Source organism: Delftia sp. CH05 (assembly GCF_009827015.1).
Taxonomy (GTDB): domain Bacteria; phylum Pseudomonadota; class Gammaproteobacteria; order Burkholderiales; family Burkholderiaceae_C; genus Comamonas; species Comamonas tsuruhatensis.
Window position 1 is genome coordinate 1 of the sequence record NZ_WUMG01000044.1, and the last position, 12,086, is coordinate 12,086.

General features: G+C 65.0%; 12 protein-coding genes. 6 read left to right on the top strand and 6 right to left on the bottom strand.

All coding sequences use genetic code 11. The features are described 5' to 3' along the window. Positions 1 to 330 precede the first annotated feature (330 nt). The 5 genes from GRX31_RS24485 (at position 331) to GRX31_RS24505 (ending at position 5,093) form a co-directional block, all read left to right on the top strand. A complete protein-coding gene (locus tag GRX31_RS24485) occupies positions 331 to 651 on the top strand; it encodes a helix-turn-helix transcriptional regulator (RefSeq protein WP_160855320.1) in 321 nt (106 codons plus the stop codon). Further along, the gene (locus GRX31_RS24490; RefSeq protein WP_160855322.1) at positions 635 to 1,888 is read left to right on the top strand and encodes a type II toxin-antitoxin system HipA family toxin; all 1,254 of its coding nucleotides are present in this window, start codon (positions 635 to 637) and stop codon (positions 1,886 to 1,888) included. The genes GRX31_RS24485 and GRX31_RS24490 overlap by 17 nt, the downstream gene beginning before the upstream one ends. Before the next feature lie 350 nt (positions 1,889 to 2,238). Beyond that, a complete protein-coding gene (locus GRX31_RS24495) occupies positions 2,239 to 3,693 on the top strand; it encodes a SulP family inorganic anion transporter (protein WP_442874096.1) in 1,455 nt (484 codons plus the stop codon). A gap of 396 nt (positions 3,694 to 4,089) precedes the next feature. After that, positions 4,090 to 4,398, top strand: a complete 309-nt coding sequence (locus GRX31_RS30920; RefSeq protein ID WP_223275368.1) for a hypothetical protein — start codon at positions 4,090 to 4,092, stop codon at positions 4,396 to 4,398. A 2-nt stretch (positions 4,399 to 4,400) separates the two neighbouring features. Continuing rightward, the gene (locus tag GRX31_RS24505) at positions 4,401 to 5,093 is read left to right on the top strand and encodes a hypothetical protein (RefSeq protein ID WP_016449342.1); all 693 of its coding nucleotides are present in this window, start codon (positions 4,401 to 4,403) and stop codon (positions 5,091 to 5,093) included. A 33-nt stretch (positions 5,094 to 5,126) separates the two neighbouring features. On the opposite strand, the gene paaE is transcribed toward GRX31_RS24505, so the two are convergent. From paaE to paaK, 6 genes are read right to left on the bottom strand one after another with little or no spacing between them, the layout of a single operon-like run. Continuing rightward, positions 5,127 to 6,224 carry a 1,2-phenylacetyl-CoA epoxidase subunit PaaE gene (gene paaE / locus GRX31_RS24510; protein ID WP_065347704.1) on the bottom strand — a complete coding sequence of 366 codons (1,098 nt, stop codon included), beginning with the start codon at positions 6,222 to 6,224 and terminating at the stop codon, positions 5,127 to 5,129. Continuing rightward, positions 6,221 to 6,790: a 1,2-phenylacetyl-CoA epoxidase subunit PaaD gene (paaD, locus tag GRX31_RS24515; RefSeq protein WP_047474908.1), complete on the bottom strand. Its 570-nt coding sequence runs from the start codon at positions 6,788 to 6,790 to the stop codon at positions 6,221 to 6,223. Before paaD ends, paaE begins: the two co-directional genes overlap by 4 nt. Beyond that, positions 6,790 to 7,572, bottom strand: a complete 783-nt coding sequence (gene paaC, locus GRX31_RS24520; RefSeq protein ID WP_160855326.1) for a 1,2-phenylacetyl-CoA epoxidase subunit PaaC — start codon at positions 7,570 to 7,572, stop codon at positions 6,790 to 6,792. Before paaC ends, paaD begins: the two co-directional genes overlap by 1 nt. Positions 7,573 to 7,585: 13 nt before the next feature. After that, entirely contained in the window at positions 7,586 to 7,891 is a 306-nt protein-coding gene (gene paaB, locus GRX31_RS24525; protein WP_016454266.1) for a 1,2-phenylacetyl-CoA epoxidase subunit PaaB, read from the bottom strand. Beyond that, positions 7,888 to 8,910, bottom strand: a complete 1,023-nt coding sequence (gene paaA, locus GRX31_RS24530) for a 1,2-phenylacetyl-CoA epoxidase subunit PaaA (protein WP_012202742.1) — start codon at positions 8,908 to 8,910, stop codon at positions 7,888 to 7,890. The genes paaB and paaA overlap by 4 nt, the downstream gene beginning before the upstream one ends. Positions 8,911 to 8,955: 45 nt before the next feature. Beyond that, a complete protein-coding gene (paaK, locus tag GRX31_RS24535; protein ID WP_160855328.1) occupies positions 8,956 to 10,275 on the bottom strand; it encodes a phenylacetate--CoA ligase PaaK in 1,320 nt (439 codons plus the stop codon). Positions 10,276 to 10,423: 148 nt separating this feature from the next. On the opposite strand from paaK, the gene paaN reads away from it, so the two are divergent. Next, on the top strand, positions 10,424 to 12,082 hold the full coding sequence (gene paaN, locus GRX31_RS24540) for a phenylacetic acid degradation protein PaaN (protein WP_160855330.1): 1,659 nt from the start codon (positions 10,424 to 10,426) through the stop codon (positions 12,080 to 12,082). Positions 12,083 to 12,086: the final 4 nt, after the last annotated feature.

Below are 12,086 nucleotides of genomic sequence, written 5' to 3' on the forward strand. Positions count from 1 at the left end.
CCCCCCCGCGCCAGGCCCCTGCCCAGCGCCCCGCTCCCGCACCCATGGCTCCCCCGCCGCAGCGCGCAGCCTCGGGCTTTGACGACATGGATGACGACATTCCGTTCTAAATCCGACAAGGATTGTTTTTGTTGATTCGGGCCCGCCTGCTCTTCGGAGAGGCGGGCTTTTTCTTTGCCTGTCGCATGCCGACCCCGCTGAAGCGAACCGAGACCCAGGCCGCAGCGGATGTGCCGCAGCTGTGCAAGCCAGCCAGACCTTGATCATCTCCCGTATAAAGAATAAAATATTTATCTTTGTATGAGCATTTAATATTTAAAGACAAAAATAATGAATCTTGGGCTTTACTCTTCCTCACAAATCGCGGCAGAGCTATCGTTACGGCTGCGCAAGCATCGCATCGCCCAAAAGTTCACTCAGGCGGAACTGGCTAGCCGTGTAGGCGTATCCAAGGCCACCATCGTCAACATGGAGGCAGGCAAGAACGTCTCATTCGAGACCGTGATTGCCGTTGTACAGGTGCTGGGCCTTGCCATTCAGCTTGAAGAGCTGTTTCTTTATCAACCACGCACGATTGAAGAGCTTGAAAGGATTTCAACTCTTCCTCAGCGAGTGCGTTCCCCGAAAGCTTCACATGGTTCAGAAGATTAATGTCTACTACGAAGGCTGGGGCGACAAATTCCATTGGGCTACCCTGGGTGCAGCCGACGCCAGAAGCAGCATTATTTTTGAATATACCGACGAGGCTTTTGCCAAGGGACTGGAGCTATCGCCCTACCTTTTTCCGCTTGTAAAGGGACGAGATTTCTCCAGATCTCTACCAAGACACCAATTAGGTCTACCAGGCCCTGTCTACGATTCTTTGCCGGATGGATGGGGTTTGCTCCTGATGGACAAACTATTCCAAAAGCGTGGTTTGGATCCTGCTCGGTTATCTGCGCTGGATCGATTGGCATATGTCGGTGACAGCGCATTAGGTGCAATGACATTTGCACCTGCTGATAGTTTCATGAAACAGCCTCAAGCAGATATTCCTATGGCAATGCTTGCACAAGAAGTGCAACAAGTGCTTGAGGACAAGGACACAGCTCTGCTCGCGCAACTTGCCCTGGTGGGTGGTTCGCCTCATGGGGCTCGGCCCAAGGCGCTGGTCTATCTGAATAGCGAGACACATCGCGCGAGCACCGTACCCATGGAGGGCGCTGAACCTTGGCTGGTGAAATTTCCCGCAATGAATGAACACTCCGAGGTTTGTGCCATTGAGGACCTCTACGTCAAGTCTGCCAGTGCATGCGGGCTTGAGGCGCCGCCTACCGTCAGCTTGGATTTGGGACAGGGTCTGTCTGCCTTTGGCATCAAACGCTTCGACAGAGAAGGCAAGTACCGCGTTCCTGTCCACACCTTGGCTGCATTTGTTGGCGCTGATTTCCGGGTGGCCGGGTCCATCGGCTATATCACCTTGATTCAGGCAACACGATTCCTGACCAGAGATTCAAGGGAAGTGAAAAAAGCCTTTGAACGCGCTGTGTTCAACGTGATTTTCAACAATCGGGATGACCACGGAAAGAATTTCTCCTTCAGGATGGGAAAGGATGGCCATTGGAAGCTTGCCCCGGTTTATGACATAACCTTCAATCGAGGGCCGGGCGGCTACCATCAAATGGACGTGGCAGGCGAGGCATCCATTATTAGATTGGCGCATCTGCACCAGCTCGGCAAGGAAGCTGGAGTCAGCAAAAAAGAAACAATGGAAGTCATTTCGAGAGTTGCGCAGGAGGCATCTTTATTCTCTGCACGAGTGCAGGAATACGATGGCGCCATCCGCAGGCAAACAGAACAGAATATCTCGAGAATTCTTCAAGCGAATATCAAAGCGGCCACATCATAGGCGCCGCATCCATGGCGCCTTCATGATCGGCGCGGCGCTTCCCGCCCCCCCGAACACCCACCCTCGTACAATCGCGCCCGTGATTTCAGTCCACCGGCACCGTCAACCCGAGGCTCGCCAAGCGCGCAGCCGCGATGCCGCACGCCTTCACAGCTTCACGCTGGCCCGCATCGCGCGCGGCTCGCAGAGCCGGCGCTCGGGCTGCACCCGCCTGGCGCCGCCGTAGCACGGTCGAACCGTACAAGCCGCCAGGTTGTTTCGGGCATCGCCCGACGCCCGGCATGTTCATTCCCGTCTACAAAATCCTGCCCCGCCCTGTCACATCCAGCGCGGCGGGGCTGGCCATTTCCATGTCGAAACACCCCCATCCCTTTCGCGCCGAGTGGGCGCCCAGCATTCCGCGCGAGCTCATGGCCGGCGCCGTGGCCACCTTTGCGCTGATCCCCGAGGTCATCGCCTTTTCCTTCGTGGCTGGCGTCGATCCTGCCGTCGGGCTGTTCGCCTCCTTCATCATCAGCATCGTCATCGCCTTCACGGGCGCGCGCCCGGCCATGGTGTCGGCGGCTGCGGGCTCGGTCGCCCTGGTGGCCGCTCCGCTGGTGCATGCCCATGGCGTGCAGTATCTTTTTGCGGCCGGCATTCTTGCGGGGGCCGTGCAGATCCTGTTCGGCCTGCTGCGCCTGGGCGTGCTGATGCGCTATGTGTCGGGCTCGGTGCGCACGGGCTTCGTCAATGCGCTGGCCATCCTGATCTTCTCGGCCCAGATGCCGCACCTGATCGGCGCCAATGCCGCCACCTGGGCCATGGTGGGCGCCGGCCTGCTGATCATCTACGGCCTGCCCCGGCTGACCACGGCCGTGCCCTCACCCCTGGTCTGCATCGTGGTGCTGACGGTGGCGGCGAATTGGCTGGACCTGCCCCTGAAGACGGTCGCCGACCTGGGCCTGCTGCCGGACGGCCTGCCCAGCTTCGGGCTGCCGCAGGTGCCGTGGTCGCTGGAGACGCTGCGCCTGATCGCCCTGCCCGCGCTGGCGATCGCCATGGTGGGATTGCTGGAGTCCCTGATGACGGCCAGCGTGGTCGATGAACTCACGGACACGCCCAGCTCCAAGAACCGCGAGTGCAGCGGCATCGGCGTGGCCAACATCGCGGCCAGCCTGTTCGGCGGCATTGCCGGCTGCGCCATGATCGGCCAGACCGTGGGCAATGTGCGCTACGGCGGCCGCGGCCGGCTGTCCACGCTGTTCGCGGGCGCCTTCCTGCTCATCCTGATGGTGCTGCTCAAGCCCTGGGTGTCGCAGGTGCCGGTGGCGGCGCTGGTGGCCATCATGGTGATGGTGTCGGCCTCCACGCTGGACTGGGGATCGGCCCGCGCCCTGCTCAGGCACCCCAAGCTGTCCAGCGCCGTGATGCTGGCCACCGGGGTGGTCACCGTGGCCACGGACAACCTGGCCGCCGGCGTGGGCGTCGGCGTGCTGCTCAGCGGGGTGTTCTTCACCTTCAAGGTCTCAAGGCTGCTGTCCGTCGAGAAGACGCAGGACGATGCAGGCCTGACCTACCGCGTCTCGGGCCAGGTCTTCTTTGCCTCGGCCGATCAGCTGGTCGATGCCTTCGACGTGCGGGACATCGAAGGCCGGCCCGTGCGCATCGAACTGACCAACGCCCATTTCTGGGACATCACGGCCGTCAATGCGCTGGACAAGGTCTGCCAGCGCCTGCGCAAGCACGGCAGCACGGTCGAGGTGACGGGCCTGAACGAACACGGCCGGGCACTGGTGTCGCGGCTGGATATCGGCATCGAGTAGGAAACCTGCCCCGGGCATGGTTTCCCTGCGCTGGCAGACCGCTTGCTTTCCTGGGGCAGACGCGGTCTGCTCTTTCGCAAAGAGAAATCCGTCAAATATCGAATGGGTCATTCAGAAAATTCTCTATTTCAAAGAGTTACTCTTTTGAAATAAAGATTTCAGCCCGCTCATTTAGGATCTGGACCGCTGCCACCTCCCCGAACCCGTTCCATCTCTTCCATGCGACTCAGATCCGTTATCTTGGGCCTTGTCCTCCTGGTCTTTGCCGCATCCGCATCCTGGTTGGCCGTGTATGGGTTTCTCATCTCCCAGGAGGACTACTCGCCTGAGCGGGGATCGCTCAGATATTACGTAGGCATCTCTTCCCTGATACGCAATGCGCCAGCGACAGGGACGATGGCGCAGCCCACCTACTTCGGCTCCGTCGGTGATGGCAACAAGCCACCGCAGTCCGAGATGACTTTCGAGACCAGCGCCAAGGACATCACCGAGGCCACTGCGGCCCTCACCAGCTACCTGCGCCAGAAGGATTTCCACCAGAGATCCATCGATGCCGGAAATGCCGCCGCATCGTTTGTCCCCGAGGGAGAGCGCCTTGTCCAATACGCGCAATACGCGTCATCGGCCGGCGAAGTTGCCGTACTGGCGGTCACCCAGGCAATCGCAACAGGCCTGTGCAAGGTCACGCTCACCCATTACGACTGAACATGTCCAGCAGATCCCACATACCCCGAAGACTCATCTATACCTGCAACTGCGGATGGATTGACCTGGGCCACCTCCAATCGGTCGAGAGCCATCGCAATCGCTACGCCAGTGCGGCCTATCTCTGGAAAGACATACTGCATGAGCGTGGCATCGGGATTCCCGGTCACTCCGACAGCCATCTGATTCAATACAAGCAATCCATGGGGCGCTTTGGCCTGACCCAGGAATTTGCCAAGTTCTATCTCGTCAAGAAAGGCCTGTCTCTTTCAGCGAAGCGCTCCGTGGCCCTGGCCATATTCATGGAGGTTTCCATGGGCTTCGAGAGCCTGCAGGCATCCATGTCGCTCCTCACAGACAGTGGATTCAGCCAGGAAGACCTGGTTTCCAACCTGATTGGCTTCTACATGGTCGTGCACGGGGCACTGGACTGGAAGAATCTGTGCAAGCCGGTTTCCACCGAGGCATCGCTGGCCGTCTGGGATGCCAACGGTCCCGTGGGAAGCCATAAAAACAAAGTCTTCCAGCCGCAGTTCCACGCCTGCGAGGAATGCAAGAGCAAGCACCATGTGCAGCTGCCGCGCTTTCCTTCCGCGTTTCAGTCCATACAGCCCGCATCCAAGGGTCTGCATTTCATCGAAGCATCTGATGGGCTGCCAGTGCCAAAGCACATGCTTTCGACACTGTTTCCCTGAGTCTTCCTGCCCTGCGCCAGAACGCAGGCGCCCTCACCGCTCATCGAACGACAGCACCACGCGCTCGGTCAGCGGATGCGCCTGGCAGGTCAGGACAAAGCCGCAGGCGACCTCGTTCTTGTCGAGGGCGAAGTTGCGCTCCATGCGCACCTCGCCCTCGACCACCTTGGCGCGGCAGGTGCCGCAGACGCCCGAGGTGCAGGAATAGGGCACTTCCAGCCCGGCCGAGGAGGCCGCGTCCAGGATGCTGGCCTGGCCGCGCGTGAAGGGGATCTCGCGCGAGAGGCCGTCGCGCACCAGGGTGATGCGGGCGGTGGCGGCGTCGCCGGGCTGGGCCTCGTGCACCACGGCGCCCACCGTGCCCTGGCCTGCGGCCGGCAGGGCCACGCCGAAGCGCTCGATGTGGATGCGCTCCTCGGCCACGCCGGCGGCCAGCAGGGCGGCCTCGGCCTCGTCGTTCATCTGGAAGGGTCCGCAGATGTAGACATGGTCGATGTGCGCGGCCGGCACCACGCCCTGCAGGAATTCGGCGATCTTGGCTCGGTCCATCACACCCATGTTCAGCGGCAGGTCGGTGTGCTCGTCCGAGAACACATGCTGCAGCGACAGCCGCGACATGTAGCGGTTCTTGAGGTCCTCGATCTCCTCCTTGAACATGGTGGACTGCAGCTGGCGGTTGCCGTAGATCAGCGTGAAGCGGCTGGCGGGCTCGCGCGCCAGCACGGTCTTCATGATGGACAGGATGGGCGTGATGCCGCTGCCGCCGGCGATGCCCACATGGTGGCGCGCGGCCCCGGGCTCGATGGGCACGAAGAAGCGGCCCTGGGGCGCCATGACCTGCAGCGTGTCGCCGGGGCGCAGATGCTCGTTGATCCAGTTGGAGAACTGGCCGCCGCGCACCTTGCGCACGCCCACGCGCAGCTCGCCGTCATCCACGCCTGCGCAGATGGAGTAGCTGCGGCGCAGGTCCTGGCCGTCGATCTGGTGGCGCAGGGTGAGGTACTGGCCCTGGGTGAAGCCGAAGACCTCGCGCAGCGCGGGCGGCACGTCGAAGGAGACGACCACGGCCTCGGCCGTGTCGGGCGCAATGCTGCGCACGCGCAGCGGGTGGAACATCGTGGTCGTGGTCATATCGGCTTGAAGTGTTCGAAGGGTTCGCGGCAGTCCAGGCAGCGGTGCAGGGCCTTGCAGGCCGTGGCGCCGAAGGCCGAAAGCCGCTCGGTGTGCACGCTGCCGCAGTGCGGGCAGGCAACGGGCTCGGGCACGGCAATGCCCTGGCGGCGGCGCACCAGGCGGATGGGCGAGGTGCCTTCCGGCAGGCCGGAGTCGCCACAGCGCCCGGGCGGCGCGATGCCGTACTCGCGCAGCTTGCGCCGGCCGTCGTCGCTGATCCAGTCCGTGGTCCAGGCGGGGGCGCGGCGCAGCACGGCGCGCGCGGGGCCCAGGCCCGCGGCCTCGATGGCCTCGAGCACGCTGCGCTCGATGACCTCGGTGGCCGGGCAGCCCGAGTAGGTGGGCGTGAGCACGATCTCCATGCCCTGGCCTTCGGGCAGGGCATGGACCTCGCGCACGATGCCCAGCTCGCAGACCGAGATCACGGGCACCTCGGGATCGGGCACGTCCTGCAGCGCGGCCCAGGCCAGGCGCTCGCGCTCGGCCGAGGCAGATGTGACGGCCACAAGCCGTGCGGCAGCCATCACCACACCCCGCCCGGATAGGCGCGCTGCAGGTGCTGCATCTCGGCCAGGATGAAGCCCATGTGCTCGCTGTGCACGCCGTTGCGGCCCGTGCTGCGGAAGGCGGATTCGGCCGGCATGTCCAGCGTGGCCTCCTGCAGCAGGGCGGCCATTTCGGCCTGCCAGGGCTCGCGCAGCTCGGACCAGGCCGGGCCAAGGCCGCTGGCGCGCGCGGCGGCGTCCGTGGCGTCGTCGGTGAACAGCTCGGCCGCATAGCGCCACAGCTGGGCCAGCGCTGCCTCCATGCGCTGGCGCGATTCCTCGGTGCCGTCGCCCAGGCGCACCACCCAGTCGCCCGCGTGCTGCTCGTGGTAGCGCGCTTCCTTGAGCGCCTTGGCGGCGATGGCGGCCAGCTCGGCGTCGCTGGATTGCACCAGGCGCTCCCACATCAGGCGCAGCCAGGTGGCGGCCATGGCGTTGCGCAGCACGGTGAAGGCGAAGTCGCCGCGCGGCAGCTCGGCCAGCGTGGCGTTGAAGTAGTCGCGCTCGTCGCGCAGAAAGGCGAGCTGGTCCTCGTCGTGCGCGCGGCCTTCGAGCTGGCCGGCGCGGGTGAGCAGCGCACGCGCCTGGCCGACCAGGTCCAGCGCCATGTTGGTCATGGCGATGTCCTCTTCGAGGATGGGCGCGTGGCCGCACCACTGGCCCAGGCGCTGGGCCAGGATCAGGCAGGTATCGCCCAGGCGCAGCAGGTACTGCACCTCGGGCCGGGCGTCGATGGCGATGGAGGAGGCGGAGGCATTCATGGCAGCACCCCGCTCACATGTGGTCCACCGAGGGCGGCAGCTGGTAGAAGGTCGGATGGCGGTAGACCTTGTCCTGGGCCGGATCGAAGAACATGTCCTTGTCGCCGGGGTCGCTGGCCACGATCTGGTCCGAGCGCACCACCCAGACGCTCACGCCCTCCTGGCGCCGCGTGTAGACATCGCGCGCCATCTGCAGCGCCATCTGCGGGTCGGCCGCATGCAGGCTGCCGCAGTGCTTGTGGTCCAGGCCGGCCTTGCTGCGGACGAAGACTTCCCACAGCGGCCATTCGTTGGTGATGTTCTGTTCGACGGTGGTCATGCGGCCTCCTTGCGGGTCTGGTTTCTCTGTGTCTGCTTGCGGGCATGGGCCAGGGCAGCCTCGCGCACCCAGGCGCCCTCATCCCAGGCCTTGACGCGGGCGCCCAGGCGCTCGCGGTTGCAGGGACCGTCTCCGGCGATCACGCGCCAGAACTCGTCCCAGTCGATGGGGCCATGGTCATGGGCCTGGCGGGCCTCGTTCCATTTCAGGTCGGGGTCGGGCAGGGTCACGCCCAGCACCTTGGCCTGGTCCACCGTGGCGTCGATGAACTTCTGGCGCAGCGCGTCGTTGGAGATGCGCTTGATGCCCCAGCGCATGGACTGCGCGCTGTTGGGCGACTGGTCGTCGGGCGGGCCGAACATCATGATGGACGGCCACCACCAGCGGTTGACGGCGTCCTGCACCATGGCCTTCTGCGCCTCGGTGCCCTGCTGCATCATGGTCAGCAGCGCCTCGTAGCCCTGGCGTTGGTGAAAGCTCTCCTCGCGGCAGATGCGCACCATGGCGCGCGCGTAGGGCGCATAGGAGCAGCGGCAGATGGGCACCTGGTTCATGATGGCCGCGCCGTCCACCAGCCAGCCGATGGTGCCCATGTCGGCCCAGGTCAGCGTGGGGTAGTTGAAGATGGAGCTGTATTTGGCCTTGCCCGTGTGCAGCGCGTGCAGCATCTGGTCGCGGCTGCTGCCCAGCGTCTCGGCGGCCGCGTAGAGGTACAAGCCATGGCCGCCCTCGTCCTGCACCTTGGCCAGCAGGATGGCCTTGCGCTTGAGGGTGGGCGCGCGGCTGATCCAGTTGCCCTCGGGCAGCATGCCGACGATCTCGCTGTGCGCGTGCTGGCTGATCTGGCGCAGCAGCGTCTTGCGGTAGTTGTCGGGCATCCAGTCCTTGGCCTCGATGAATTCGCCGGCATCGATGCGCTCGTCGAAGCGCTGCTGCAGGCGCATTTCGTCGGCCGAGCGCACGGCCTTGCCGCCATCGCCCGCTTCCTTGCCCATGGTGTCCATGGCCTGGGTATACATGTGCGATCTCCTTCAATGAAATGGTTGACGACGGCCGGCGGTGCCTCAACGCGGCCGCTTGTCGTACACGCGCCGGGCCTTGCCGGTCTGCGTGCGCTCGATGGTGTCGGGATCGAAGACGCGCACCGCCGTGGAAATGCCCACCAGGGTCTTGATGCGCTGCTGCACCCACTGCGCGATCTCGCTGCGTTCGGCATCGCCCAGGCCGCGCCGCTGCGGCTGCAGCTCGCAGTGCACCTCGACGGTGTCCAGCAGGCCTTCACGGCTGATGTGCATCTGGTACAGGCCCGTGAGGCTGGCATTGGCCAGCACGATTTCCTCGATCTGGGTCGGAAAGACGTTGACGCCGCGGATGATCATCATGTCGTCGCTGCGCCCCACGATCTTGCCCATGCGCCGGAAGCTGCGCGAGGTCGGCGCCAGCAGCCGCGTCAGGTCCCGCGTGCGATATCGCACGATGGGCATGGCTTCCTTGGACAGCGACGTGAAGACCAGCTCGCCCTCGCTGCCATCGGGCAGCACCTCGCCCGTGTCGGGGTCGATGATCTCGGGATAGAAATGGTCTTCCCAGATCACCGGCCCGTCCTTGCTCTCCGCGCATTCGCTGGCCACGCCCGGGCCCATGACTTCGGACAGGCCGTAGATGTCCACGGCATCCAGCCCCGCCTTGCCCTCGATCTCGCGGCGCATGGCTTCGGTCCAGGGCTCGGCGCCGAAGATGCCGATCTTGAGCGAGCTCTCGCGCGGGTCCATCCCCTGGCGCTGCATCTCCTCCACGATCACCTGCATGTAGCTGGGCGTGACCATGATGATGTCGGGCCGGAAATCCTGGATCAGCTGCACCTGCTTTTCGGTCTGCCCGCCCGACATGGGCACCACGGTGCAGCCCGCGCGCTCGGCACCGTAGTGCGCGCCCAGGCCGCCCGTGAACAGGCCGTAGCCGTAGGCCACATGCACCATGTCGCCAGGCCGCCCGCCCGCCGCGCGGATGGAGCGCGCCACCAGGTTGGCCCAGTTGTCGATGTCATTCAACGTGTAGCCCACCACGGTGGGCTTGCCCGTGGTGCCCGAGGAGGCATGCACGCGCGCCACCTTCTGGCGCGGCACGGCGAACATGCCGAACGGATAGTTCTCGCGCAGGTCCTTCTTGGTGGTGAAGGGAAAGCGGGCCAGGTCGGACAGCGTGCGCAGATCGGAGGGGTGCACGCCCTTCTCATCGAAGGCGCGGCGGTAGTGCGGCACGTTGTCGTAGGCATGCTGCAGCGACCGGCGCAGGCGCTGCAGCTGCAGCGAGGCGATCTCGTCGCGGCTGGCGGTTTCGATGGCGTCGAGGTCGCCGGGGGCGGGGCGCAGGTCTTTGTTCATCGGGGTTCTGGCGTCGTGAGGCAAGGGGTTCAGAATAATTGACCGACCGGACGGTAGGATTATAAGATGCAGCTTTCTTGAGCAACAAGGCTTGTTGTCCGGTACTAACCCTGATAGCGACGCCACATTCCAACCCAGGAGACATCCCATGCCCGCCCACGCCCTCTACGAACGCCACCGCCCCCTGCTCGACGACGCGCTGCAGGCCCTGTCCCGCCGGGGCCACTGGTCGCCCTTTCCCGAAGCGCCTTCGCCCAAGGTGTATGGCGAGACCGCCCAGGCCCAGGGCCACGCCGCCGTGCAGGCGCTGTTCGGCAAGGACTATCCGCTGCGCCAGCCCGGTGAACGCGCCCGCGTGGCCACCGAGCAATCGCCCTATGGCGTGGCCCTGGACATCCGCTACCCCGAGTGCGATGCCCAGGCGCTGGTGGATGCCGCCCAGGCGGCCGAGCCCGCATGGCAGGCGCTGGGACCCCAGGGCCGCACCGGCGTGCTGCTGGAGGCGCTGACGCGCATCCACCAGCGCAGCTTCGAGATCGCGCATGCCGTGATGCTGACCACGGGCCAGGGCGCGATGATGGCCTTCCAGGCCGGCGGCCCCCATGCCCAGGACCGCGCCCTGGAAGCCATTGCCGTGGCCTGGAAGGCCATGGCCGACGTGCCTGCCGAGGCCGTCTGGGAAAAGCCCCAGGGCAAGCATGCGCCCGCCGTGCTGCACAAGCGCTTCGAGATCGTGGGGCGTGGCGTGGCCCTGGTCATCGGCTGCGCCACCTTCCCGACCTGGAACACCTACCCGGGCCTGTTCGCCGCGCTGGCCACGGGCAACCCCGTGATCGTCAAGCCCCACCCCAACGCCGTGCTGCCGGCCGCGCTCACCGTGAGCGTGCTGCGCGATGTGCTGACCGAGCAGGGCCTGGACCCCAACCTCGTGACCCTGGCCGTGAGCGACAAGCCCGAATTGACCCAGGCCCTGGCCACGCATGCGGCCATGGCCTCCATCGACTTCACGGGCGGCAATGCCTTCGGCCAGTGGCTGCAGTCCAACGCGCCGCAGGCACGCCTGTATGCCGAGATGGCCGGCGTGAACCTGGTGGTGATCGAGTCCACCGATGCCTACGCAGGCATGCTGCGCAATCTGGCCCTGTCACTGTCGCTGTACAGCGGCCAGATGTGCACCACCACGCAGAACCTGCTGATTCCGGCCGGCGGCATAGAGACTGACCAGGGCCACAAGAGCTTCGAGCAGGTCGGCGCCGATCTGGCCGCCGCCATCGACCAGTTGCTGGCCGATCCCAAGGTGGCCTTCACCGTGCTGGGCGCCATAGGCTCTGCGCAGACCGTGGAGCGCGTGGAACAGGCGGCCACCGTGGGCCGCACCGTGCGCGCCTCGCAAAAGCTCACCCATCCCGAGTACCCGCAGGCCGAGGTGCGCACGCCCGCGCTGCGTGCGCTGGACGTGGCGGACGCCGCCATCTACGAGCGCGAATGCTTCGGCCCCGTCTCCTACCTGGTGGCCGTGCCCTCGGCCCAGGCTGCGCGCGAGCTGGCCGAGCGCAGCGTGCGCGCGCATGGCGCGATGACGCTGGGCCTGTACTCCACGGATGCGGCCTTCGTCGATGCCGTGGCGGCCTCGGCGCTGCGCTCGCGCGTGGCCCTGTCCATCAACCTCACGCAGGGCGTGATGGTCAACCAGTCGGCAGGCTTCTCGGACTTCCACGCCACGGGCGGCAATCCCGCGGCCAATGCCAGCTACACCACGCTGGCCTTCGTGGCCGACCGCTTCGTGGTCGTGCAGCGCCGGTGGTAAGGGA